This is a genomic window from Rossellomorea aquimaris (assembly GCF_020171925.1).
GTDB classification, from domain to species: domain Bacteria; phylum Bacillota; class Bacilli; order Bacillales; family Bacillaceae_B; genus Rossellomorea; species Rossellomorea aquimaris_F.
Genome location: NZ_JAIVAR010000006.1, coordinates 39,507 through 64,809 on the forward strand (window position 1 = coordinate 39,507; position 25,303 = coordinate 64,809).

At 42.2% G+C, this 25,303-nt stretch carries 25 protein-coding genes, 1 pseudogene and 2 riboswitches; of the genes and pseudogenes, 8 read left to right on the plus strand and 18 right to left on the minus strand.

From position 1 onward, the window contains the following. Positions 1-4: 4 nt before the first annotated feature. The gene (locus tag LCM10_RS16765; RefSeq protein ID WP_224877436.1) at positions 5-937 is read right to left on the minus strand and encodes an AAA family ATPase; all 933 of its coding nucleotides are present in this window, start codon (positions 935-937) and stop codon (positions 5-7) included. A 156-nt stretch (positions 938-1,093) separates the two neighbouring features. Between LCM10_RS16765 and LCM10_RS16770 the strand changes: the two genes are divergently transcribed. After that, the gene (locus LCM10_RS16770) at positions 1,094-1,465 is read left to right on the plus strand and encodes a PilZ domain-containing protein (protein WP_224877437.1); all 372 of its coding nucleotides are present in this window, start codon (positions 1,094-1,096) and stop codon (positions 1,463-1,465) included. A gap of 71 nt (positions 1,466-1,536) precedes the next feature. On the opposite strand, the gene LCM10_RS16775 is transcribed toward LCM10_RS16770, so the two are convergent. The 3 genes from LCM10_RS16775 to LCM10_RS16785 form a co-directional block, all read right to left on the minus strand. Then, the gene (locus LCM10_RS16775) at positions 1,537-2,274 is read right to left on the minus strand and encodes an SDR family NAD(P)-dependent oxidoreductase (protein ID WP_224877438.1); all 738 of its coding nucleotides are present in this window, start codon (positions 2,272-2,274) and stop codon (positions 1,537-1,539) included. A 173-nt stretch (positions 2,275-2,447) separates the two neighbouring features. Beyond that, positions 2,448-3,035, minus strand: coding sequence for a cell wall hydrolase (locus tag LCM10_RS16780; protein WP_224877439.1), 588 nt, complete (start codon positions 3,033-3,035; stop codon positions 2,448-2,450). Between the two features lie 139 nt (positions 3,036-3,174). Then, positions 3,175-3,369: a hypothetical protein gene (locus LCM10_RS16785; protein WP_224877440.1), complete on the minus strand. Its 195-nt coding sequence runs from the start codon at positions 3,367-3,369 to the stop codon at positions 3,175-3,177. Between the two features lie 640 nt (positions 3,370-4,009). Here LCM10_RS16785 and LCM10_RS16790 point away from each other — a divergent pair. From LCM10_RS16790 to LCM10_RS16800, 3 genes are all read left to right on the plus strand, one after another. After that, positions 4,010-5,131, plus strand: a complete 1,122-nt coding sequence (locus LCM10_RS16790; RefSeq protein ID WP_224877441.1) for a CotH kinase family protein — start codon at positions 4,010-4,012, stop codon at positions 5,129-5,131. Positions 5,132-5,315: 184 nt separating this feature from the next. Beyond that, on the plus strand, positions 5,316-5,495 hold the full coding sequence (locus LCM10_RS16795) for a YkvS family protein (RefSeq protein ID WP_224877442.1): 180 nt from the start codon (positions 5,316-5,318) through the stop codon (positions 5,493-5,495). 175 nt (positions 5,496-5,670) lie between these two features. Continuing rightward, the gene (locus LCM10_RS16800) at positions 5,671-7,059 is read left to right on the plus strand and encodes a DUF2254 domain-containing protein (RefSeq protein WP_224877443.1); all 1,389 of its coding nucleotides are present in this window, start codon (positions 5,671-5,673) and stop codon (positions 7,057-7,059) included. Between the two features lie 36 nt (positions 7,060-7,095). On the opposite strand, the gene LCM10_RS16805 is transcribed toward LCM10_RS16800, so the two are convergent. From LCM10_RS16805 to LCM10_RS16850, 11 genes and pseudogenes are all read right to left on the minus strand, one after another. Then, positions 7,096-7,215 carry a DUF6254 family protein gene (locus tag LCM10_RS16805; protein ID WP_412103414.1) on the minus strand — a complete coding sequence of 40 codons (120 nt, stop codon included), beginning with the start codon at positions 7,213-7,215 and terminating at the stop codon, positions 7,096-7,098. Positions 7,216-7,338: 123 nt separating this feature from the next. After that, positions 7,339-8,379, minus strand: a complete 1,041-nt coding sequence (locus LCM10_RS16810) for a hypothetical protein (protein WP_224877444.1) — start codon at positions 8,377-8,379, stop codon at positions 7,339-7,341. A 131-nt stretch (positions 8,380-8,510) separates the two neighbouring features. Then, positions 8,511-10,205, minus strand: coding sequence for a M3 family oligoendopeptidase (locus LCM10_RS16815; RefSeq protein WP_224877445.1), 1,695 nt, complete (start codon positions 10,203-10,205; stop codon positions 8,511-8,513). A gap of 178 nt (positions 10,206-10,383) precedes the next feature. Continuing rightward, positions 10,384-10,833: a MarR family transcriptional regulator gene (locus LCM10_RS16820; RefSeq protein WP_224877446.1), complete on the minus strand. Its 450-nt coding sequence runs from the start codon at positions 10,831-10,833 to the stop codon at positions 10,384-10,386. A gap of 310 nt (positions 10,834-11,143) precedes the next feature. Next, a complete protein-coding gene (locus LCM10_RS16825; RefSeq protein WP_224877447.1) occupies positions 11,144-11,389 on the minus strand; it encodes an aspartyl-phosphate phosphatase Spo0E family protein in 246 nt (81 codons plus the stop codon). Between the two features lie 839 nt (positions 11,390-12,228). Next, the gene (locus LCM10_RS16830; protein ID WP_224877448.1) at positions 12,229-12,741 is read right to left on the minus strand and encodes a 1,2-dihydroxy-3-keto-5-methylthiopentene dioxygenase; all 513 of its coding nucleotides are present in this window, start codon (positions 12,739-12,741) and stop codon (positions 12,229-12,231) included. Between the two features lie 16 nt (positions 12,742-12,757). Further along, a complete protein-coding gene (locus LCM10_RS16835) occupies positions 12,758-13,387 on the minus strand; it encodes a methylthioribulose 1-phosphate dehydratase (RefSeq protein WP_224877449.1) in 630 nt (209 codons plus the stop codon). Then, the gene (locus LCM10_RS16840; RefSeq protein WP_224877450.1) at positions 13,384-14,046 is read right to left on the minus strand and encodes a 2-hydroxy-3-keto-5-methylthiopentenyl-1-phosphate phosphatase; all 663 of its coding nucleotides are present in this window, start codon (positions 14,044-14,046) and stop codon (positions 13,384-13,386) included. Before LCM10_RS16840 ends, LCM10_RS16835 begins: the two co-directional genes overlap by 4 nt. Then, complete coding sequence (locus tag LCM10_RS16845; protein WP_412103416.1) at positions 14,039-15,238, minus strand: 2,3-diketo-5-methylthiopentyl-1-phosphate enolase; 1,200 nt, start codon at positions 15,236-15,238, stop codon at positions 14,039-14,041. Before LCM10_RS16845 ends, LCM10_RS16840 begins: the two co-directional genes overlap by 8 nt. Further along, positions 15,207-15,272: pseudogene (locus LCM10_RS20895) on the minus strand (hypothetical protein); the annotation flags it as partial. The gene LCM10_RS16845 and the pseudogene LCM10_RS20895, both read right to left, overlap by 32 nt. Before the next feature lie 61 nt (positions 15,273-15,333). Then, positions 15,334-15,437: riboswitch (SAM riboswitch) on the minus strand. A gap of 36 nt (positions 15,438-15,473) precedes the next feature. Next, positions 15,474-16,673 carry a pyridoxal phosphate-dependent aminotransferase gene (locus tag LCM10_RS16850; protein WP_224877452.1) on the minus strand — a complete coding sequence of 400 codons (1,200 nt, stop codon included), beginning with the start codon at positions 16,671-16,673 and terminating at the stop codon, positions 15,474-15,476. A gap of 125 nt (positions 16,674-16,798) precedes the next feature. On the opposite strand from LCM10_RS16850, the gene LCM10_RS16855 reads away from it, so the two are divergent. The 3 genes from LCM10_RS16855 (at position 16,799) to mtnA (ending at position 20,254) form a co-directional block, all read left to right on the plus strand. Beyond that, on the plus strand, positions 16,799-17,581 hold the full coding sequence (locus tag LCM10_RS16855) for a carbon-nitrogen family hydrolase (protein WP_224877453.1): 783 nt from the start codon (positions 16,799-16,801) through the stop codon (positions 17,579-17,581). Positions 17,582-17,731: 150 nt separating this feature from the next. Further along, a riboswitch (SAM riboswitch) is annotated at positions 17,732-17,883 on the plus strand. 104 nt (positions 17,884-17,987) lie between these two features. Next, positions 17,988-19,193 (plus strand): S-methyl-5-thioribose kinase, encoded by a 1,206-nt coding sequence (mtnK, locus tag LCM10_RS16860; RefSeq protein WP_224877454.1) that lies wholly within the window; start codon positions 17,988-17,990, stop codon positions 19,191-19,193. After that, positions 19,190-20,254 (plus strand): S-methyl-5-thioribose-1-phosphate isomerase, encoded by a 1,065-nt coding sequence (mtnA, locus tag LCM10_RS16865; protein ID WP_224877455.1) that lies wholly within the window; start codon positions 19,190-19,192, stop codon positions 20,252-20,254. Before mtnK ends, mtnA begins: the two co-directional genes overlap by 4 nt. 133 nt (positions 20,255-20,387) lie before the next feature. Here the strand turns inward: mtnA and LCM10_RS16870 are convergent, their stop codons facing one another. From LCM10_RS16870 to LCM10_RS16880, 3 genes are all read right to left on the minus strand, one after another. Then, positions 20,388-20,987, minus strand: a complete 600-nt coding sequence (locus tag LCM10_RS16870) for a metalloregulator ArsR/SmtB family transcription factor (protein WP_224877456.1) — start codon at positions 20,985-20,987, stop codon at positions 20,388-20,390. Between the two features lie 154 nt (positions 20,988-21,141). Then, positions 21,142-21,606, minus strand: coding sequence for a methylated-DNA--[protein]-cysteine S-methyltransferase (locus LCM10_RS16875; protein WP_224877457.1), 465 nt, complete (start codon positions 21,604-21,606; stop codon positions 21,142-21,144). Positions 21,607-21,627: 21 nt separating this feature from the next. Further along, the gene (locus LCM10_RS16880) at positions 21,628-23,781 is read right to left on the minus strand and encodes a PAS domain-containing sensor histidine kinase (RefSeq protein WP_224877458.1); all 2,154 of its coding nucleotides are present in this window, start codon (positions 23,779-23,781) and stop codon (positions 21,628-21,630) included. 175 nt (positions 23,782-23,956) lie between these two features. Here LCM10_RS16880 and LCM10_RS16885 point away from each other — a divergent pair, with 175 nt between their 5' ends. Further along, positions 23,957-24,982 carry an acyltransferase family protein gene (locus tag LCM10_RS16885; protein WP_224877459.1) on the plus strand — a complete coding sequence of 342 codons (1,026 nt, stop codon included), beginning with the start codon at positions 23,957-23,959 and terminating at the stop codon, positions 24,980-24,982. Positions 24,983-25,303: the final 321 nt, after the last annotated feature.

Consider the following 25,303-nt stretch of genomic DNA (forward strand, 5'->3'; position numbering starts at 1 on the left):
TCGATTACCTCGTTTCAACAGGAATTCCGATTGATTCTATCAAGCTCCGGATTACTTCTTCCTCTGACTTCGTCAATGAGGCTTCCGCGGTCAACTGGATCCTGTGTTGCAGGACATATGGAGCAACCAGCAACACATCCTCCGGCCGGACGAAATCCCTGCCTTCGATGAATGCCTTTCCTTGGGAGGCTTTCAGGAGTGCCAAACTGGCACGGGGACTCGCACCAACTTCAATTGATTCATGATTTCTCGTCCCCCTCGTCATGTGAAGGATGTAAGACTCTATATCAGATGAAACATGCACTTCCTTCACCGATGCTGATAAAGCTTGGACCTCTGAAAGGTTGATGATGGCATTTACATCATTTAACGGCTGACTCGCCTTGAAACGGCTAAGGATCATTCTTTCTTCTTCAAATTCAGGATATGTAAAAGGGATTTTCAGTAAGAATCGGTCGAGCTGTGCGGCTGGAAGCGGAAACGTCCCTTGCTGAGATTCAATAGGGTTCTGCGTTGCGATTACGATAAAAGGCGGCATCAACGGGACAGTTTCACCATCAATCGTAATCTGTTTTTCTTCCATTACTTCAAGTAGACTGGCTTGTGTACGTGGTGTCGCCCGATTGATTTCGTCTGCGAGCAGTACATTGGCAACGACCGGTCCGGTCCTCAGCTCAAATTCCTGGGTTTTGGGATTGAAGAATTGGATTCCTGTCACATCACTCGGAAGGACATCAGGTGTGAATTGGATCCGTTTGAACGCCCCCTCGATGCATTGTGAGAATGTCTTGGCCAGCAATGTCTTACCAGTACCCGGGACACTTTCCAACAACACATGTCCCTCTTGGAGTAAAGCAATCAATAATAAATCTATTTCGTGGTCTTTCCCCACCAACACCTTGTTCATTTCTCTTTTTATTTCTGTTAAATGAGTCATATGAATCCCCTTTCCATTTTCTGTCCTTTCATTATAATTAAATAGTAAAAATTTAGCAAATATTCACAAAATGAAATTCTACCATCCAATTATTCTTGTAAGTTATTTTGTTCATGGGGTATGATAGGAGTATATTACATTAAATGGGTGATAGATGTGCAATATAAACGACATGAATCATTTCGCTACACATTCCAGGAGCCCGAACTTGCCACTTATAAGCTCATCATCGAGAAAGAGGGCGCCATGGTCGAAACAAAGCAATCAGATGCCCTCGTCCTAAACTTGAGCCCCAATGGTGCAAGGATCAAAACAACACTTGATTTGCCGATCCAAGAAAGGAAATACCTCCTGGAGCTTCAATTGAATTTAAATGGAACAACATTTTCCGTACTAGGAATACCCGTCTGGAAAAGAAGGGAAATCAATCAATACGTGTATGGGATTGAAGCATTGGAAGATCAAAAAACGAAACAGATCGTCATAAACGAACTGAAGCAGTTTGTTAATTCACGCAAAAAATTATAAATTGAAAAAGCCGAACCTTTCTCAGGTCCGGCTTTTTCTTTGTAATAGGGCTTCCTTTTCAAGATGCCATTTTAGTGCTCGTAGATCATTTTCCTTGTCATGCCTCCATCCACCACGAGGTTTTCACCTGTGATGAAGTCGTTTTGAGGGTCTGATAAGAAGAGGCAAGCCCTCGCTATATCTTCAGGCTTCCCCACCCGCTGTGAAGGGTGCTGACTGTGATCAACTTTTCTCAAGGAATCGTAATCTTCCGTTTCAATCCAACCTGGACTGACCGAATTGACCCTGATGCGATATTCCGCCAATGTGATGGCGAGGGAGTGGGTCAGACTTGCAATCCCACCTTTTGAAGCAGAATATGCTTCTGTATTGGCTTCCGACATCAAAGCCCTTGTAGAAGCCATGTTGATGATGGAGCCTCCCTCTTCCTTCATCATCTCTGCCGCTTCCCGTGTGCAATAAAACATACTGTTTAAGTTCACGGCGATGATCGAATTCCAGTCCCCAGGGGACATCTCCCAAAATGACATGAATTTAGAGATTCCTGCGTTGTTGATCAAGACATCCAAGGCATCATGCTTTTTCCTGATTGCATCAAACCCTTTTTTAACCTCTGCATGCGAAGAAACGTCGACTTCATGGAACTCGACTTCGTGTCCACTTCCCAGCAATTGTTTTTCAATTTCTTTTCCACTTTCACGATCGTTATCAAAGAAATGGACAAACTCACCCATGGAAGCAAAATGTTCCACCAGGGATTTTCCAATTCCTTTTGCTCCCCCGGTAATAACCACGTTGCGTTTCGTCATTTTTCCTCACTCCTTCCAAACAATAATAGAATACCCCATATGAATGAATCGAAACAGTGATATGGGGTATGAGAACGGATGCATGTCGAACAAAAAAAGATCAATCCACTCCCTCCTGGAAATACAGGAGGAATAGAGAATTGATCTTTTTGGCTCAAGCAGAGCAGCTGTCTTTATTTTGCAAACACATGGTTTCCGATTGTTAAAGTAGCATCCCTTGATGTGATCCATGAGCTACTAGATGTTTCAGGGTTATAGAAGAATAGGGAACCTTTTCCCTGCCCCTTGAATGCAAGTGCTTCATTTACAGCCTTCCGTGATTCGTCGGAAGGGGTGTTATAAATTTGTCCATTTTGCACGGGTGAAAATGCATAATGTCCGTTCGCTACCTGATAAATTACATCTTTAAGAGTGTCAGGGAAATCATTTGAATCCACTCTATTGAGGACAACGGTTGCAACGGCTACCTTCCCAGCGTAAGGTTCACCTTTCGCCTCTGCATGGACAAGCCTTGCGAGTAGTTCCCTGTCCTTTACGGATAGATCAGCTTCAGGAAGTGCCAAAGACTGGCCAGGTCTGATCTCACTTGTCTTCAAATCATTTTTCTCCATTAATTCAAGGACCGATACAGCATTATTCGTACTGATTTGCCATAACGTTTCTCCTTGTTTCACTGTATGCACACCTTCTGCCCCAGCCGCAGTTGTGCAAAATACGAACATGCCTATTGCGGCTAAACCAGATTTTAAGTATTTCCTCATTTTACTCTCCCCTTTTTTCATCCTTCATGTTTTACGATAACAAGAGAAAAGGGGAATATCATCAGGTAATGAATGCCTGTGCTTATCATTCTTGGCTATTCAGCAAAAAGATGACAAATTGTTTTCATGGGGAGCAATTTCAGCTCCTGGCCGTTTCCAAATATCGATAACGGATATTCCCCCCATGTTCAGCAATGCCACGGAAATGCTTGAAATCTGACTGCTTTACGAGCACTGACCTGAATGACAGGAAATCATCTTTCCCGACTCGAATTTCTTCCACTTCATTATTCCTTAAGGACTCAATCATTTGCAGAATGTCCTTTTCTTCCATCAATACCACTCCTTAATCATTCTCTACTATCATTTTATTTCACTGAAGAAAAACTACAAGCATTTGAGCTTGACGATTATAACAGTCTCCCTTACAAGTATCGAGTATCTTCCTTCCAACCCTCGCTTTGGACCCATTAAATCAACGATTCATTTACTCTGAACCATCCTTTAGGAATAAGTTTCTTAGGAATTAGAAGCTATCCCTACAACCCTTTTGCTAATTGCAACCCAAATGTTTATAGATGATTAAAAGCAGGACAAGTGACGTGTCAAGAATGACAAGTACCAAATATAATATTCTATCTTAACTTAAAGGAGGAGAAGATATGCCACCAAAAAGGAGAAAAAAACACTCAAGAAGTTCTACTGGTTCATCTAGTTCAACTGGTTCTAGAAGATCCACTGGTTCTAGAAGATCCACAGGGTCTTACGGTTCAACAAGTTCTACTGGCTCTAGAAGATCCACTGGTTCTAGGAGATCTACTGGTTCTTACAGCTCTAGAAGATCCACTGGTTCTACTGGCTCAAGTAGTTCAACTGGTTCACGTAGAAGAAGAAACAGGTAACAGTGGAACCAAAGAGAAAAAAGTAGAAGATACATTCCTGTTTCTTCTACTTTTTATTTAGAGATTACTTTAATGGACTACCATTATGATGAAAGGAGCATCATGGTCATGACTTCTTCCCTCCCATTATATGAATTATTATTTGAGGAAAATGATTTAAGGGAGCTTGAAAGCGATGTTTGGAATGATTTGCCTGTACCTGCCAATTTAAAAATTGAACAAAAAACCTATGATATCGATATTTGCTACAGAGGGTCCTATACAAGGGAATTGGAAAAGAAATCTTATTATGTAGAGTTTGTGAATCCGAGGACATATGGTGACAAGTTAGATATCCACCTAAATGCTGAGTTGTATGACCCTTCCCACTTTCGGAACAAACTTTCCCTAGATTTCATGAGGGATATCGGCATCCACACGCCAGAAAGCCAGCATATATTTCTTGTTCAAGATGGCAATCCTCTGGGCCTTTACCTCCAGCTTGAATCGGTCGATCAAATTTACCTAGAGAGTCGAAATCTCCCATTAGGCCCTATTTATTATGCCACAAATAATAATGCGAATTTCTCCTTAATGAGAAAGGGAAAAAAGAAAAAATCGTTAGTCTCTGGTTATCAGAGAAAAGTTGGAAACGAGCAAGATGATCAATACCTCATTGAGCTCATAAAAACAATCAATACCTCTCCAATCGCTTCCCTCTCAGATAGCCTTCCCAACCTTTTGGATGTTGAAAACTATTTAAAATGGCTCGCAGGGGCTGTTTGTACGATGAATAACGATGGCTTCACTCATAACTACGCGTTGTACCGCAATCCAGAAAATGGACTGTTCACCATCATCCCCTGGGATTATGATGCTACATTCGGGAGAAAAGTCAGTGGCGGCGTCATGAATTATGATTACGTACCCTTAACAGGAAAAGCAAAAAATAAACTAACCACTCAGCTTATGAACGTTCCCGAATTCAGAAGGCAATATAAAGAAATCGTAGAGGACATCTTAGAAACGAAATTTACCGTAGAGTACTTAAAAGAGAACGTTATGAAGTTACATGAAAGCCTCAGGCCATATGTTCTTAACGACCCTCATATCAAGAAAGGTATTCGCCAGTATGATAGGGAGCCATCGTTTATTTTTCGATTCATTGAAGCCAGGGCCGCTTTTCTTAAGGATGAATTGAAGCAATTGAAGTAATTAGCTTATCGAGTAATTCAGATTTATTATCGTTTTTTTAATCAAACAATAAAAAAATGCTTGTAGAAAATCTACAAGCAATTGTTTTTTAATTAAATTATTAGAAAACTCTTTACCTTTTCTCATCTTTAAGTCAAAATATTAGTAATCGTTTGTAGAATTTTGGCAAAAGGAGAGACTTCTAATGAAAAAAGCGGAAATCGGAGATGTTATTGAATTCAAGGATGGACTGAAAGGGATTGTTGAAAAAGTAAATGAGAATTCTGTCATTGTCGACCTTACCTATATGGATAATTACAGAGACCTCGAACTAGAAGAAAAAACAGTCGTCAACCACAAGAACTATTCGATTATCGGGCATTGATGCCTCTATGAACGGCCGGGTGGACAATCTTCTATCATACGTGATTGAAGGACACCGGCCTTCATGACTTACATGTTGGAGTAGACGAACGATTCAATGATGAATATGAATAGTTTCTTCTATTTCGTTTAGGATATTCTTATAGAATAATTCATGATAAGGTGGCTCGCATACGATGCATCTGAATGTCCATATCTTAAAGAAGGCTCAAAAAAGCTTTTGGTTCGTTCCTGTCATTTTCTCACTCATTTCCTTACTAGTTGCACTGGTTACCTTTTCTTTTGATTGGTGGCTGAGCCAGCACAACTACCCATTCCTTCCGAAAGTATTATTCGCCAACTTCAATCTCAGCACGATGATCATCAGTACAATCGCCTCTTCCATCATGACCATGACCACCATCACCTTCTCGACAATCATGGTCGTCCTGACGACTTTTCTATCGCAGTACTCCCCCCGGACACTTCAAAACTTCATTAATGACCGTCCTACTCAGCGTGTATTGGCCATCTTTGTATCAGGTGTCGTATATTGCATTACCCTCCTGATCCTGTTGAAGGACGAGTCCGGTCAGGAATTGTTCATATCTGCGGCATTCGCTGCCCTTGTAGCCATCATTTGCCTGTTCGTGTTTGTTTATTTCGTGCACCACGTGTCAAATTGGGTAAAAGTAAGCAATTTGATTCATAACATCACGATCAAAACAAATAAAAAGATCGAAGAAAGCCCGCTTTATCGAGATAAAGATGAAAATAATTCTGAAGAGGAAATTCATTCGATATCATTCGATGATACAAACCCCGTTTATTCATACAGTAATAGTTCCGGATACTTACAGCATATCGAAATAGAGGGACTCATGAAAAAGGCGACACATGATGGTTGCATCGTCCGATTGCTAAAGACGCCTGGTGAGTATCTTCTGGAAGGCACGGCCGTCATGACGATCTGGTCTGCCAATGAAGAGATCAAACCAGAAGAATATGTCAATTTTCTCATTCTCGGGCCAGATAAAGAGCCCATCGAGGATATCGATCTTGGGATCAGGAAATTGGTTGAAATTGCGTTAAGAGCCATCTCACCCGCAATCAATGATCCGAATACAGCGAAGAATTGCATTGAAGAAATCGGCATCATCCTATCTAAACTTGCACGCTACCGGTTGCCCGGTTCTTATATAACCGACTCTGAAAGTCATGTGCGCATCATATTGGAACAGCCATCATTTGATGATTATTTATATAAGAGCTTTTATCAGCTCAGGCACTATGGAAAGCAGGATATCTCCGTTACGACGGAAATTCTGAGGTCTCTCAGTATGATTTCAGAAAATAACAAGGGAGATGTAAAAAAAATCATATGGACATTCAAAGATTATATCCTTGAAGGGATTGACTATGAGAGTCTGCAGAACCTTGATATGAAATATCTGATGACACATATTGAAAAACTTGCTTCAAGCTGTGAGCTATCTGATTGGGACCATGATAAAATCCGTAATACTTATTTTCCTGATAAATATAAGACCTCTGATTCATTTCGCGATACCGACCTTAAAACGTAAAGGGGGGCGGCTTCAAAAGCCGACCCCCTCTTTACATTATTGCTTCTTTTCCCCCGCCCCTAACTCCTTGAAGGAAGCTACCTTTCCATGCGGCTTTTGATCTTCTTTACGGACGTTCCACTGCCTTTCTTTTTCGTGCTTTGATTTGGTCATCATTACCCCTCCTTTTTTACAGCTACATGTTTATCTTGAACAAAAAACGAAGAAATAATCGTATAGCACAATCAATTTAAAGAACAAGAAAGCAGCGAGATCCGTAAATGGAAAAAAAGCAGTGCTTCACTCATCCTTCCCGTCCTGTTTCATCCACAACAGCACCAAGAAAAGTAAACTCAAATAACCAAAAAGAGGGTACAAATATGATAACAGCTCACTATATTCAAAAAAGCTCAGCGAGTAAATCATGATAAAAATACCGAAGAATCTTGACAAGGAACTCGATTTCACGTAGCCCTCCAATTGCTTCTCCAATCCGAAAACGCCACCGATGACCGAAGTGAAAATTTCCCCGTAAATGATGAGTATATATATGAAGTAAAAACCTGCAGCAAATGATTTCATTACGACGGCCATCGGGATTTCGTACAATGTCACATCCGGAATCATGACTAACGTAAAATGACTTGAAATAAGGATCACCGTTAAGAAGAACCCTCCCAAATATCCTCCATACTTGATCACTTTCCGATCCTTCACTTCACTCGCTACCGGTACGAGTACTGCTTGTGCCATCGCTAGATTGAATGCAACATACGAAAACGGCGCAACAACGGATTTCCAGCCATCATCCACCGGCGGGATTGTCAAAAGTGCATCCATAAATCCATTTTCCGATATCGAATGAGTCATCAAAAATAAATTGAACAGGATCATCAATGGGACAACGAACGTATTGACCGCGAATAGACCCTTCATCCCAATCATCATCGTGATGAAGCCAAGCACGATGGTGAGGAGGACACCAAGCTGTTTCGGTAGCATGAGCTGTTCCTGGAATACTGCCCCTGCGCCGGACAACATGACGGCAGAAACTCCTATCAACATGACCATCATCATGATATTCATGAATTTAGAAAACACTTTTCCAAACAAGTATTCATTGAATTGCTCAAAGGACTTAGCCTTTAAATCATGGGACTTAAGCATGATTCTCGTTCCCATAGTAATGAACAGATACCCACTAAATAGAATAGCGATAAAACCGATAAACCCGAAGCGGGTGAAAAACTCAACAATCTCTCTCCCTGTTGCGAATCCTGCACCAATAACCGTGCCGACATACACAGCAGCGATCTGGAACGCTCCTGAAATTCTCTTCATCCTCTCACCTCATACCTCTTCTACTTCACTTTATGTACAAGCAGAGGAATTATGAAGAGATTAAATAAATTACTTACCTACTCATTCAAATGAAAAAGGCAGCCTGTTCACCAGCTGCCTTACTTGCCTCTTTATAAGTTTTTATCATCGATCCCGTTTAGCCAGTCATCGATCGGTTCAATGACATTTTGGACTGCGCCTTCAATAAATGGCGACTCCAGATTAGCGGATTTCACTAGTTCTGTAAATGATCGACTACCTCCCAATTTACATAAATCCACATAATCGGACCATGCTTCCTCTCGGTTTTCATTCATTTTTACCCAGAACTGAAAGGCGCAAATCTGAGCAAGTGTATAATCGATATAATAGAATGGAGAATTATAAATATGTGATTGACGCTGCCAAAAACCGCCTGTTTCGAGATACTCGATTCCATCGTAATCCCTGCCCGGAAGATAGGCTTCTTCAATCTCCCTCCACGCAGCATTTCTTTCCGCTGGTGTTGCATCAGGATTCTCATACACAAAGTGTTGGAATTCATCTACCGCTACCCCATATGGTAAGAATTTGAGTCCATCACTTAAATGCGTGAATTTATACTTGTCGGTATCTTCTTTAAAGAACAGTTCCATCCATGGCCAAGTAAAAAACTCCATGCTCATGGAATGGATCTCACAAGCTTCATAAGTTGGCCAATGATATTCGGGAATATCGAATCCCCTGCTGCTATATACTTGAAAAGCGTGTCCCGCCTCGTGGGTCAGTACATCGATATCACCGGATGTCCCGTTGAAATTTGAAAAGATGAAAGGAGCTTCATAATTAGGGATGTACGTGCAATATCCGCCGCCAGCCTTTCCCTTCTTCGCTTCCAGATCCATTAAATTCCCATCGATCATAAAATGAAAGAATTCCTTCGTTTCCTCTGATAATTCTTCATACATTTTCTTCCCATTTTCAATAATGTAAGCTGGATCGCCCTTTGGAACGGCATTCCCGGAAGTGAACTTCAGTCCTTCATCGTAAAACTTCAAGTTTTCAATCCCGATTCTCTCACTCTGCCTTTTCTTCAGCTTTTCCACTAAAGGGACTACATATTGTTTGACACCTTCCCGGAACACCTTGACCATTTCAGGTGTATAATCTGTCCTGGTCATGCGATAGTAGCCTAATTCCACAAAATTTTCATACCCTAACTGAGTGGCAATCTTATGTCGAACTTTGACAAGCTCATCAAAGATCCGATCCAATTCTTCCTTATTCTCTTCAAAGAAATGAGCAGAAGCCGTGGCAGCTTTTTTCCTCGTATCCCGGTCAATGGATTGAGTGAATGGTGCCAGTTGGGCAAGTGTCCTTTCTTCACCTTGAAATTGGATCTTGGCAGAAGCCATTAACTTTGTGTATTGAGAGGAAAGTTTATTTTCTTCTTGAAGAAGTCCCACTACTTCAGGGGAAAAGGTCTTGATTTCACTTTCGGCCAGTGAAAATAATTGTTTTCCCCAACGGCTCTCCATTTCACCCCTGAACTCTGAGTCAAGGAGCGCTTTGTAATATTCGGAGATGAGCCCCTGAAATTCAGGCAGGATATCATCTATATAATCCTGTTCTTCTTTATAGAACTCATCTTCGGTATCGATCGTATGCCGAACATAGCAAATATTCAGCATTGTATCGAAATCCAGTCGAAGATTATTGATGCTATCCATCGCATTGACTTGCTCTTCCAATGTAGACGCTTGTTTAAAAGCAGAGAGTTTTTTCTCGAAATTCTCCTTCAACACGCCTAAGTCAGGTCTTTCGTATGTAAATTGCTCGAACTTCATATGTTCTTCCCCTTTTTCATTCTTTTTTTAGACGGCCTCTCTATCGATTATCTACGGAGGTCATCAATCGATTACTTTCTGTAATCCCTCTATAACTATTCTACACGTCGATAGCTTTTCCCTGTCATTTCAGAAAATGAGTTCATTAAAAAAAGAACCCAACATGGGTTCTTTTTAGTCAGTATGATAGGTCCTTGATGGAAAGGCCAAGCTTTTTCAACAATTCGATGCTTTCGCTTTTTTCTTGTGCTGAAAGCGAGGACATCAATTCGTGGATTCTCGCTTCATGATCGGGGAATATCCCATCAATCAGGCTTCTTCCTTCCCCAGTGATTTGAGCGTAGGTTACACGGCGGTCATTTGGGCAAGCGACACGTTTCAAATAGCCTTTTTTCTCTAGTTTGTCCACAACGTATGTGATGCTTCCTGAGGCCAATAGGATTTTCCCACCGATTTGCTGAAGAGGCTGATCCCCTTTATGATAAAGAAGTTCCAAAACAGCAAATTCAGTCGGATTCAATCCATTCTCTTGTATATTTTTGTTGATTTCTTCATTCAATGCTTTAAATGCACGAGAAAGAACGATAAACAGTTTAAGAGATTGCTTTGTATCTTGATTACCTTGCATATTCTTCATTCCTTTGATTGGTATAGAGCCATCATGTGCATTGAAACAGGTTCATTCTGGCCGCCGGTCACATTTGATTCTATCCGGCATTATTATCTCAGTTTCAAAGTATTATACTAGGAATAAGTGAGAAAGTCAATCCTTCCCATTGCCATATAAAAACCCCCATGAACTATCATAGGGGCTTGATGAATCTATTTTTTTTATCATTGATATAGTTACAGTTACTAACGACAAATTGATAGTGTATATTTTCGCGGTAATCTTCGGAGTATGTAATAAAAGGTATAAGAGGAAATGATAATGCTGATTATGAAGCTGTCTTCTTTAATAGATTTCTTATGACTTGCCCAAACTCATATGGCACTTCCTGAATATTCACGGGATTAACCCGCTTTGTGCAATCCTCGTACTGATTCAATAGCTCGTCCAATTGCTGACTGCACTCGATGGTCTCAATCGCGCCCAATCCAAGTCTCTCCCCCAGAGAAATCATTTCGGCTCTCTTCTGACTGATTTTCACAAGCAACCATTTCTTTTTAAGATATTGACCCATTTCATACGAACTCCTTTTCGTTTTGTTTCGATCAGGCTGCAAAATCTAACTGGTCTCTTTACATGAACCCCGCTGATATTTGCCATTGTACAACCGTTTGCGCCTATCACATCCATAGTTGAATCGATTCAATTCAAACGTTACTCAGTTAGTATCGCAACTATTGATAGAAAAGTAAATAGATTCGCAAAACAAGACAAAATAACTAGTTTTGTCCTTTCGTTCGACAAAATCCATCATACTCTCGAACTACGTGTACGGCCTTCAGGATCCTTTACTAAAAAAAAGATTGTGTAGAAACGGTCGAGTCGGTTTGAGATAAGGAGAACGGGGTGTGGTAAGAATCCGTTGCTGTGGGGGATTCTCATCAGGGAGGATAGCTGTTTGATTGATTGGGGTTTGTTGAGGTGGTATCGGGGCGTGGATTCTGACAATGGAGTTGGCGCCGGGTATCGGGCTGGTGAAAACGGGGACCGAAGCTGGTTTTGATAAAATATTTTCATTATTGATAATAAAGGGTGCGGTTTTGATAATAAATCCGTTCTTTTGATAATATCCCCCTCGTATTTGATAATATATCGATCGAAATACATTGGGAGGGATACGCCTTAGCATACATTCAACTGGATGATAGGCTCTTCAAGTAAAAAAGCACAGGGTTTTAATTAAAAAAGACAAATTAAAGCTCTAAATAGACGGAAAGTGGAAGCTTTTTAGTGGGATTGGATGATCAGTCACCACACCGTCATCCCCCTCGCCCGTTCACTTCCTTCTTCACCATCACACTTCTCTACACAACAAAAAACAGCCCCAAAAAAAGAGCTGTTTTGTCGCCAAAATCAATAGATCGGCACCCATCCTTCCTGTGTCACAAAGATTCGCACCGCAACTACTTGCTTATCATCACTCAGCGTGAAATAGTGGCGCACATGTTCAGGCACGGAAATGAGGTCCCCTGGTTCTAGGTGCACTTCAAAGAAATTCCCGTCCCTGCCTTGAATGATGAATACACCATGACCGCTGACAATAAAACGGACTTCGTCATCTGTGTGATGATGCTCCTGCTGAAAATTTTTCAACAGTTCTTCCAAGTTGGGCGTAGTGGGAGACAATGAGATGATGTCCCATGCCTGATAGCCCCTTCTGTCAGAAATATCTTCAATCTCTTCCTTGAATGTTTCAATGATCTGTTCTTTTTCTTCGGCAGTCAATTGAAACTGCTCCTTGAGCTTTGGATCCAACTTAGAAACGTCCCAGTTCTCATAGATCACCTGTTGTTCATCTAAGAACGCCTCTACCTCCTCTTGATTCTCGATGATCGTCCCTGTACCTTGAATTTTGATTGTAGCCATATATAATTCCTCCCCTTCATACTTGTATTTTCTGTTGTTTTAACGAAAGAAGTGACAAATGGTACTGAAATAAGAACTCGCTTGCTTCAAGAAGTTTTTTTGCTTCGAACGCGTTACGCCCCCATACAGTGATTCCATGATTACGGATCAATACCACTCCTTTATCAGCCCTGATATGCGTTGAAAATTCTTTTGCCAGATCCGGGATATGGGCATGATTAGGAATGATTGGGATCTCGAGAGTGTCGTCCTCTCCCCATTTATCAAAGGCCTTGATCAATTCCTGATGTTGAAATGTGATCACGCCATTATCCCCATACAATTCACTTACTACATTATTCGCAATAGTATGGACATGAAGGCTGCACCCGGCATTGCTTTGTTCATATATCCTGCAGTGAAGCAGGGTTTCGGCGGATGGACGTAAATGCGTCTCTTCCAACGGGGCCCCTGTTTCACTTACGAGAAGAAAATCCTCGGCCGTTTGTTGACGCTTATCCTTTCCGCTTGCAGTCACAAGAAAGGTGGTCGGCGATTGATTGACCCTGATGGCAAGATTGCCGCTAGTGCCCATGAACCAGTCGCGCTCGGCCAATTCCTTCTTCACGGAAGCAAGCTCTTTCCATTCTGATTCGTATTCTTTCATTCAGATCCCCCTTTCTTTAAAATGGTTATGCAATCATAAAATGTTTCAAAGGTTTCATGCGGGATGGAATCCTGTCTGCATTTTTCTGATAGATAATCCCTCGCGATGACCATATTCGCATATCTCGTCATTTCAACATCGGTGACGGAATCCCCAATCACCACGATGTCTTGGTCAGAAGACAGATTCATCGATCTGATGATGGATGGTTTACAGCAGCCGCATCCCCTGTTTTCACATTCCTCATCGCATGGATGTGGCCAGTTCACTTTGATTGCATCACCCTCAAAGTTCGTTTCGTTACAGTAGATCCCATCAAAAGGACCATACTCCTCGAGCAACGGATAGACAAAGAAATCCATTCCTCCGCTTACAATGTACAAGGGGATATGCTGAGCCTTTGTATAGGAGATGAATTCTTTAAACCCTTCCCTGAAGGACACGGTTTCTTGTAAGAAATCAAGGAGCTCTTCTTTCCTGGAAGAGGGGATCAAGGCAAATAATTTCGCGACCCCCTCCTGAATTGAAATGTCCCTAGAAAGGATCCCATCCTTGATTGCCTCCCATTCCGGCGGTGCAAACTCCTTCATTAAGGAGATGATGTTGTCGGATTCTGTGATCGTACCGTCAAAATCACAAAATATCACTGTCTTACCCACTGACCTTGACCTCTCCTCCCCATAGCCTCAGTGCACTTCGCAGTTCAAAATGATCTGCGGCGGCATGAGACAGGGGTGTATTTTCCAATGTGGCCGTAATCGCCTGAAGGAAAGCTTTGCCTCCACCTTCGGCACCATCCGGGTGACCATGCACCCCGCCCCCTGCATTGATCACACAATCACTGCCAAAGTCTTTCAAAAGCTGAGGGACCAGTGCCGGATGGATCCCTGCGGAAGGCACGGGAAATGTCTGTTTAAAACGATCACTCTTTGTCAGCTCTTCCTTGATGCTAATCGTTTGTTCCTTCTCCAATGCAACACTTCCATAAGGAGAAGGGAACAAGGAGAAATCAGCCCCTGTCATCCTCAGGAATTTACCGAGTAACAGAGAGTAGCTCACACCAAACATAGGAGAAGCGGCTATTGCCCCGGAGAATGAAGGATGTGCCATGATCGGGAGATTGATGTCCCCATCCTCCCTCAGTTCCTGCAACATATCCAATCCGTAAGTAAAAACGTTGAATAACAAAGCATCTGCTCCTAGTTCCTTTGCTCTCCTCGCTTTCTCCTTTAATTCACTCGTCCTACCCGTAATGTTCACAGCATAAAGGGTGCGCTTACCAGTTATCTCTTCAACCTCCCGAAGCACCTTCCGTCCTGCCTTTATCCTTTCCACAAAAGGAGTCAGCTCGTTTTCAAACAGGATCTCATCGTCTTTCACTAAATCGACACCGCCAAGTGCCTGTGCCTTCAGTTGATCCTTTAGGTAATCCAAATCCCTTCCGATCACTCCTTTAAAAATGCTCATAAGAAGTGGGCGATCATGGACGTTCACTTTTTCCCTTATTCCTTCAATCCCGAATCGCGGACCCGGGTACCCTTTTTTCAGCTCCTCGGAAAATTCCAGGTCCTTCAGTTTCACTTGACCATCCAGCGATAATTTACCGAATACCGTTGTCAGGATGGCCGGAAGATCGTTAGAGTAATTCCAGGAGGGGTAAGCGATTTGGATTTCGGCTCTACCCTCTTCATCCAATTCCTTTACGTTCACAACCCTACCTTTGTACTTCTGGAGCTGCTCCTTTTCCAGTAACGGAAGGTCTGTCCATGAACCGACCGTCAACCCAAGTGCGATTCCTTCCGCTTTCTTTTCGAATGTCCCACTTTTTCCTGAAACAGCATATGTAGCAATGACTTCTCCCAATTGATTTGCCTCCCGACGTCATTTGGTTTCTGTTGAGGAACGAAAAAAACCTCTTCGATAAGAAGAGGTTTTCATGTCACTCTCTCTTATCTCTCAGCATGAACTGCTGCAAGAATTAGCACCGTGCTTGTAAAAGTCGGTTGCCGGGCTTCATAGGGCTGGTCCCTCCGCCTGCTCTTGATAAGAATTCAAAGATTCAATTAATTTCAGTTGGATTATGTCATCATTTTTCAATTCTGTCAATCTTTTTATCGAATAATTTCAAATTTTCGATCCTCTCAACGGCCTCTTGTAACCTTTCGTTGCCCGTCAGCAATCCAACCCGGACATACCCTTCACCATATTCGCCAAAGCCAATCCCAGGGGCAACGGCGATCCTGGCCTCTTCCAACAGAAAATCCGCAAACTCCATGGAAGTAAATCCTTCAGGGACCTTCAACCATGCAAAGAACGAACCACGTGGCGCTTTCACCGACCATCCGATTTTTTTAAGACCGTCCATAAGGACCCGCCTTCTTGATTCATATGTCTCAACCAATTGTCCAACACAGTCCTGGGGTCCCAGTAATGCGGTCACCGCCGCTTCCTGAATGGCACCGAATAGGCTAACATACAAATGATCCTGAAGAACATTGATCGCCTCGATGACACTTTCATTCCCTACTGCAAAGCCCACTCTCCAGCCTGCCATATTATAGGTTTTCGAGAGCGTGTAAATTTCGATTCCTGTATCCTTCGCACCTTCAATCTCCAAAAAGCTCAGGGGTTTCTCCCCCCCGAAACCGATTGCTCCATAAGCAAAGTCATGTACGACGCATAGATCATGTTCTTCAGCAAACGATACAGTCTCTTCGAAAAAAGAACGAGTAGCAATCGCACCGGTAGGGTTGTTGGGATAGTTCAGAAACATCAGCTTTGCTTTTTCCCTATCAGCATGTGAAATAGCATCATATTCAGGAAGGAATTCATTTTCTTCTATCAGCGGCATCGTCACCATCCGTGCCTCCGCTAGTGAAACACCTGATAAATAGTCCGGGTATCCCGGGTCCGGGACGAGCACCGTATCACCGGGGTTCAAGATGCATTGTGGAAGCTCGACAAGTCCTGCCTTCCCACCGAATAATATTGCCACTTCCTTGTAGGGATCGATGTCCACCCCATATTCCCGTTTGTAAAAAACGGACACGGCTTCCTTAAAGGAATCCAGCCCCCTGAATGGGGAATATCTATGATTACTTGGCGATTTTGCTGCGTTCATGAGCGCCTCCACGATATGATCGGGAGTGGGACGGTCAGGATTTCCCTGACCGAGGTTGATTACATCATGCCCCTCTTTCATTACATTCTGTACGTTGGAACTCAAAGACGCAAAAAACTGGTTCGGCAATGATTCGATTCGATTCGCTTTTTTAAAGGTTTTCATCCTGTTCACCTTCGATCTATTTTTTGAAAATTTATTACTTTCAAATTCTAGTCACAAATGATATAACGTAAAGGAGTGATTGTAAAGGGTTAATTCCAAACTACCGTTCATAATGAGGTGTTATCTTGAAGAAGAAAATAGGCATTGCACAAATGGATATTACATTTGGGGACCCTGCTGAAAATAAGAAGCGAGTTCTGAAGTGGGTTGAACGAGCAAGTGAGGACGGCTGCGAGATCGTTGTCTTTCCTGAACTGTGGACCACTGGCTATGACTTGAAGAGAATCGGTGAGCTCGCTGACGAAGAAGCAGAGGAAATCACAGGCTTCCTTTCCGAACTTGCCTCCCGTCATTCCATCCATATCGTTGGCGGCTCCGTTGCAAGAAAGACGAAAGAAGGCATCACCAATACCCTCCTTGTCATCGACAACAATGGAAAATTGATCAAGCAATATAGTAAATTGCATCTTTTTAAACTGATGGATGAACATCACTATATGCTACCTGGTACAACGGATGGATCATTTAACTTGATGGGAATTCAGATGGCAGGGCTGATCTGCTATGATATCCGCTTTCCCGAATGGTTCAGGAAGCACGTGATTCAAGGGGCTAAAGCAGTATTCGTTGTGGCAGAGTGGCCAGCCCAAAGAATCTCCCACTGGAAGGCTTTGCTGATGGCAAGGGCCATTGAGAATCAGTGCTACGTCATTGCTTGTAACCGGACCGGCAGCGACCCCAATAACGAGTTCGGGGGACATTCCTTACTCATTGACCCGTGGGGGGAAATCGTTAGAGAAGCGGATGAAACAGAAGGGTTGCTTAGTGCTGAGATTGATTTGGATCTAGTCGAGCAAGTAAGGCGGAAGATCCCCATCTTTCAGGATCGTCGTCCGGAATTTTATTGATCCTCTGCCCAATAAGCCTCTTCTTGCTAATGGAGAGTGCGTTTTCTGTGAAAGAAATGTTCAGCATCTGCCCGTTTTTAAAAAAAGATATTGACTCTGTATTCCGAAAAATGATACTATTCAAACATAAAAACCACCAATTAAATATTACTCTTATCAAGAGCTGGCTGAGGGATTTGGCCCTATGAAGCCCAGCAACCGACCGTAATACCGTTGTGAGACGGGGCGCATGAATGCGCCGGATGATTCCATAAGGCACGGTGCTAATTCCAACAGAAAGAAAACTTTCTGAGAGATAAGAGGCAGCGAAGATTCGTTCTTTAAGCCTCTTTCCGCAAAAGAAAGAGGCTTTTCTAATGCTCTGCAGGAAAGCCTCCGAATGATAATTTTCCTAGGAGGAATCAACATGTCAATCAGTCCTGTAACACATTATCAATCACTGAACGAACAAACCGCGAAGGATTTGGCCGTTTCATTGAACTACTTCCCTCAGCATTCAGAATTAAACTGCCGTGAAATCGGTGACGGCAATTTAAATCTCGTATTTCATATTTATGAATCCGGGCAAAAAGGAATCATCGTCAAGCAGGCATTGCCTTATGCCAAAGTGGTTGGAGAAAGCTGGCCATTGACGATTGAACGCGCCAGGATCGAAGCGAATGCCTTGAAGCTTCAACGAATTCATGCGAAGGACTTCGTACCGGAAGTGTTTTATTCAGATGATCGGCTTGCCATTACAGTGATGGAAGATCTCAGTTCTCTTAGGATATTGCGGTCAGCCCTAATAGAAGGGGAAGATTTTCCGCATTTATCCGATCATATCGGGACCTTCCTGGCGAACACTCTGTACCACACTTCTGACTATGCACTTCATCCCTTCAAGAAGAAAGAGTATGTAAAAGCCTTCTCGAACCCTGAACTATGCAAAATAACGGAGGATCTCGTGTTTACCGATCCATTCTTCAATAGTGATTCAAATGACTTCGAGGAAGAATTGCTGCCTGCTGTCAATGATCTGTGGAACGATTTCAACCTCAAACTTGAGGTTGCCAAGCTCAAAAAAAGCTTTGTCACTGAAACCGAAGCCCTGCTCCACGGCGATCTTCATACAGGAAGCATCTTTGCGGACAAAAATCAGACAAAGGTGATCGATCCTGAATTTGCTTTTTATGGTCCGATCGGATTCGATATCGGCCAATTCCTGGCGAACCTGATCTTCCAAGTAATCGCAAGGGATGCAGATGAGGCCAGGGATGAAATCATCTTTCACATCACAAATACTTGGAAAGTTTTCAGCGAGCAATTCTCAATCCTTTGGAAAGAGAGCGGGGACGCCTATACCAAAGTGGATGGATACTTGGAATATATTCTTGAAAAAGCATTCAGGGATAGCATCGGTTTCGGTGGATGCGAGCTGATCAGAAGGACAATCGGGCTAGCCCATGTCGCGGACCTCGACTCCATTGATGACAGGGAATATCGGTATAGCGCTAAATTATGCAGCCTTGCATTAGGAAGGGAACTGATCCTTCGCCGTCATACCATCGCGAACATGGAAGAACTGATCGATACGGTCCTAAAAAATGTATCGCAAGGAAGGGATCATTCATGACAAATACAATGAGCATCCCGACTTCACTACAGTGGAAGGAAGATCACCTGTTGATCTTAAATCAGCAAAAACTTCCTCATATAATCGAATACTTGGAATTAAGAGAGTTGAGCGATTTCTACGATAGCATCATCACACTGAAGGTAAGGGGAGCCCCTGCAATCGGAATTACCGCTGCGTATGGACTTGCACTGTCTTCCATTCAATCTGATGCGGATGATCTCCCTTCGTTCATGGAAGAGTTCAACGTGAATAAAACGTACTTATACTCATCACGCCCCACTGCCGTCAACTTGGGCTGGGCACTCGATGCCATGGAAAGGGCTGTGCATAAATCAACATCAGTGAACGAAGCAAAAACCATCCTCCTTCACACTGCCATTGAGCTTCATTCAGAAGATGAGGTGGTATGCAAACAAATCGGTGAACATGGACTTCAACTGCTTAGGGACAAAAGGAACATCTTGACGATCTGCAATGCAGGCTCAATCGCAACAAGTAAATACGGGACAGCATTGGCCCCCTTTCATCTCGGATCCGAAAAAGGGAAAAACTTTCATGTATATGCCTGTGAGACTCGTCCCGTCCTGCAAGGTTCAAGATTGACCACTTGGGAATTGCAGCAATCAGGCGTGGAAGTGACACTCATCGCCGATAGTATGGCAGCACATACGATCAAGGAAAAGAATATAGAGGCGGTCATCGTAGGGGCAGACAGAATTGCTTCAAACGGGGATACGGCCAATAAAATCGGAACGTCGATGCTAGCGATACTGTGTAACTATTACAATATCCCTTTCTATGTTGCAGCACCTACCTCGACATTTGATCTTTCCGTTGATTCGGGAGATCGCATTCCGATTGAGGAACGTCCGCCTGAAGAACTGACGGAAATCAACGGTGAGAGAATGGCTCCTGAAGGAATCGACGTCTATAATCCTGCTTTTGATGTAACGTCCCATGAACTGATTACGGCCATCATCACTGAAAATGGCGTGCTGTATCCCGACTTTAAAGAGAGCATAACGGGATTGTTCACGTTTGCTAATTCTAAGCATTGACTGCTTTCACTGTTTACAACGGGGAGTCCATGGGGCTCCCATCTTACCCCCATGGATATCACTTAAGCGCTAATCGATTGTCATCCCCGCAAAAATAGATAGGATTGGATCCTCCTTGCTAAAGGGGGATCTTCTAAGATTCTTTATACAATGGTGTTGAATTCCACATTTCCCTTGGGTTCACCTCATATATTCCATTTTCCCTGAACATGAAATGGTGAATGATGAATTCCCTTCTTAGTGTAGCGAAATCATCGTGAAACTGTTTAATATATTCATTGATCTCTTTCTCACTGTACTTTACCCCCACCTTAAGCCCTTCCACCATGTGTTCAAGCAGGAAAAGTTTCTTCTTTTGCTGCGCTGGAATAGATTTGAACCTTCCATTTTTTTCGATGAAATTATTCATTACTTTTTGTTTTTCCTTCATTATTTTATCGCTCATTTCAACTTTGCCTCCTTCTTCATTCGTGAAATCTTCTAGTACACTTGCATGGTGCGATATAACTTTTTTGTTCAAGAAATAATAAATTGTATTTTTATCCCTTCTCGAGAAAACAAGGTTGCATTCTTTCAGTTTATTGAGATGATGCGAAATTGTTGGTGCCGTCAAACCAAGTTTCCCGGCAATGGCTCCTGCATGAAGTGAACCTGCCGATAATAAAGAGATAATCTTGATACGAGTTGGATCTCCCATTGTTTTATGGAAAGCCACTTGTTTTTCCAGTTGCAAATACAATCACCCCTTCTATTTAGATTAGCATCTAATTAGATACTAATCTAAATAGAAGAATTTTACAATACCTTTTTTTCAATCCGGATTCATTCACACGTTAGTAGTGCAATAAAAAAAGCATCTTTTCCTTGAAAAGATGCTACAGCATGGCTTAATTAGAATGTTCAAGTGACAGGAGGATCTCTTTTTTATCAATTTGCCTCCCAGCATATCCTGTTAGTGATTTGTCCTTTCCGATCACTCTATGACAAGGGATGATGATCGGGAATTTATTGGCTTTATTCGCTTGCCCGATTGCCCTGACCGCTTTGGGACGATTGATGCGTTCGGCTATATCCTGATAGGAGCATGTCCTGCCGAATGGAATTTCACTTAACGCCGCCCATACTTCACGCTGGAAATCGGTCCCTTCTAATTTAAGAGGAAGCTCAAACTCTGTCCTGTCCCCGTTGAAATATTCATGAATTTGTTTCTTTGCTTCATGCAGGACAGGATGATTCGTATCCGTCAACTTGGCATCTTCTTGAGCAAATCTCACCAATAAAAGGTTCTCCAGGTCAGCCTTTATCTCTAATTTACCGACTGGGCTATCCATGAACATGGTTTCTTCTGACATAATAACTCAAGCTCCTTCCATTTACATCTTTGGAAGATAGATGTGAAAGACCGTCCCTTCCCCAATTTTACTATCTACCTCGATCCTTCCATTATGTTCTTTGATGATATTGAAACTAACCATTAACCCAAGCCCCGTTCCACGTTCTTTTGTCGTGTAAAAAGGTTCTCCGAGTTTTTTGATTTTATCCCGCGAAATCCCACTTCCTTGATCCCTTATTTCAATATGGATACAGTCATCCTGTGTTTCATGTATTCCAATCGTGATAACGCCTCCCTGTGTCATCACTTCAATTGCATTCTTTATGATATTAATGAATACTTGCTTAAGTTGATTCGGTTCCGCAAAGACGGGAGGCAATCCCTCTTGATACACTTCGTCATATTGAACATTGTGCATCGTTGCCTGGGCGCTCAATAGTTCTACGGTGTCTTTCATGATCTTGATCAGGTTTGTTTCCTGATATTGTACAGCCTGAGGCTTTGCAAGTACAAGGAATTCCGTGATGATCGATTCAATTCTTTGCAATTCCGATGTGATGACATTGAAATACATTTCATGGTCTTGACCCACGCTATTCTCCAACAGCTGTATGAACCCTTTTAACGCTGTCATCGGATTTCTGATCTCATGAGCGATTCCAGCCGCTAGCTCCCCTACTACACTGAGAGTATCTGATTTTCTCAGTTGCTCCTGCATTTCGATCTGTTCCGTGATATCGCGGATGATTGTAAGATTCAGATTGGACAGGAGGTTATACTTAGATGATAGTTCGATATACTGGACACGATCATCATGCAGCCTGAATGTCTTTAGAAAACTGGACTGCCCCTCTTCCTTCAATTTTATCAGATATTCTTGATACGTTTCATCATCCTGCTCTATGTTCAGGATTTCCCTGACGTCTTTTCCTATTAACTGCTCTTTATCAAGATGAAAGATCTTACTTGCTTCAGGATTCGCATCTACCACAACATAATGATGGTTCGTCAGGAACAAACCATCCAGGGACCCCTCGAAGATCTTCCGGAATCGTTCTTCACTTTCCCTCAATTCCTTTTCCATTTGATAGCGCTCGCTGACATTCCTGAAAATCGTCATATTGTACCCATCCACTGAATGGAGCTTTGAAGTGAATTCTAAATGCTTTAATTGATTGTTCGGCATCAGGAAGAGCACTTCGTCCCTTACTGCGCCACTTTTATATAACTGCTCCATGACATGATCGAACTTCTGACTTTCAAGTGGGTAAACGAAATCTTTTATCTTCTTTGAAAGCAGTTCGGAAAGGGAACACTCAAAGGTCTTCAGTGCAGATGCGTTTGCTTTTAAGACTCTTCCGTCCTGGTCCCAAAGGACGATAGCATCGATTGCTTCTTCGAAGAGTCCTTTAAATAATTCTTCATTCCGCTTCACCTGGATTTCCATTTGTCTCTTTTCCGTTACATCCCTCAGGATCGCCATATGAAGCTTATGGTGGACAAAAGGACTCGTTGTGAATTCCACGATGGATATACCATTCTTCCCTTTGATCGGTATTTCCCCTCTTGCTTTCCTGTTATTTAATAGAAGCTCTTTGATCTTTTCTATTTTATAATGAGCGTTTTCCGGTATGAACGAACGAATATTGCGCGTAATAATATCTCTCTTGAACAGCCCTACTTGTTTGGAGAAAGCGTGATTCAGATCATTGATGTTTCCGTCTAGGTCGAACAGGACGATTCCTTCGGTTGCATTTTGAAAAATATTAGAAAGCAAATGAACATTCAAATGATCCTTCCGTTCATTTTCCTTCGATTTAGTCACATCTTTAAAATATAAATAAGCACTAGTAGAAATGGTGGATTTTCTTAGAAGTAATTCAATGTGGATGATTTGATCGTCATCAGTGTTCATGAGTGATTCGTCTTCAAGGGATTGTCCGGACTCCATCACCTCTTGATAATGTGCAACGATCGGGGATGGCACGGAAGAAAAAAAAGAGCTGAACAGCTTCCCTGTCAATGATACGAGCTCAGCCTTCAATGTTTTGCACGCTTCCTCATTCGCATAACATATCTTCATCCCATCATTGATGACAACCATAGCCATCGGTGACGCTAAGCAAATTTCCCTATCGATAGGATGACATTCTTCCTTAGAAACTCGGCTTTCCAGCTTACTGCTTTTAGTCATATCTACATCCCCCTAAATTGTTAAGAGACGACTTAAGTCTCAACTACTATAATCTTCGAATAACACCAATGGTTTTTGGTGATAATTAACAGTGAAAATCAGGTTTCCTGCATTGTATCCTAGGGTAGAAACTTAACTAGCATAGAATTCGAATGAAAAAAGACGGTGATGATGAATGAAACAACGTGATTCTTACTTTGATAATGCAAAGTTTATCTTGATTTTCTTAGTTGTCTTCGGGCATTTAATACGGTCTTATATTGAGAGTGATCCTGTCGTCCTCTCACTTTACAAGACCATCTATACCTTTCATATGCCAGCATTTATATTGGTAGCTGGATTATTTGCTAAAGGATTCTACAAAGAAGGATATATAGGCAAGCTTGCAAAAAAACTCATACTTCCCTATATCTTGTTCCAGTTGATATACACCATTTATTACCATTTCTTATATGATAAATCGACTTTTGAACTGGATCCGTTGAATCCTCATTGGTCCTTATGGTTCCTTGTCAGCCTTTTCTGTTGGAACGCACTCTTATATGTGTTCATTAAATGGTTTAAATTCAAGCCTGTCGTGGGATTGTCCGTGGCATTCGGTCTTGGGTTGCTGATTGGATTCGTAGATGAGATTTCAAACTATTTAAGTCTATCAAGAACGTTTGTATTCTTTCCATTCTTCTTGATGGGGTACTACATGGATAAGGAACAGTTCAGGTATTTTAAGACAAGCAAGGCCCGTGTGATGGCAGGGGTGATGGTCGTTCTTGTTTTCCTAGGGATGTACTACATTCCAGAGTTCTCAGATAAATGGTTGCTCGGCTCTAAGCCATATGGAGAGTTCAAATGGAATGATGTCACCAGCCTTGGAGTCAGGGCCATCGTCTATTCACTCAATATCGTAATGATCTTCAGCTTCTATTCGTTCGTACCGAGCAAAGAGCAATTCTTTACGAACTGGGGAAGATACACACTCTATGTCTACCTGCTTCACGGATTTATCATCCGCCTGTTCAGGGTGAGTGATTTAAAGGATAGCATCGAGCCCCGAACGGGCATTTTACTATTGCTGGCTGTATCGCTCCTTCTGACGATGGTTTTTTCGACGAAGTTCTTCACTTCCATAACACAGCCAATCATCGAGTTGAAGTCTACAAAGCTTCAAAAGGTCCTATCGAGAAGGGAAGTTAAAACAAGGTAATTCCGTCAGCTGCTGTCAGTGAAGCATGACGGTATCTTACTTTGGTGCGCCGTTCATATTCCGTTCATTTAAAGGTTTGGGAAAAGCAGATTGGGAACTTTTTTCAAGTAACCCTTTGCCTGCTTCTACCCTATATACACCGATAAAGGGCTGACCCATATAGAATGGGTCAGTCCCTTTTTTTTACAGCTATCGAGTTCTTTGTACGTTCTTAGCATCAAATGTCTAATCGTGGCATTATTCTTATTATATAATTCGGAACTTTTCCCTGAAATCCTTCTTATTCATCCATTAATTTCGAATTACTTTTAGACAAATATT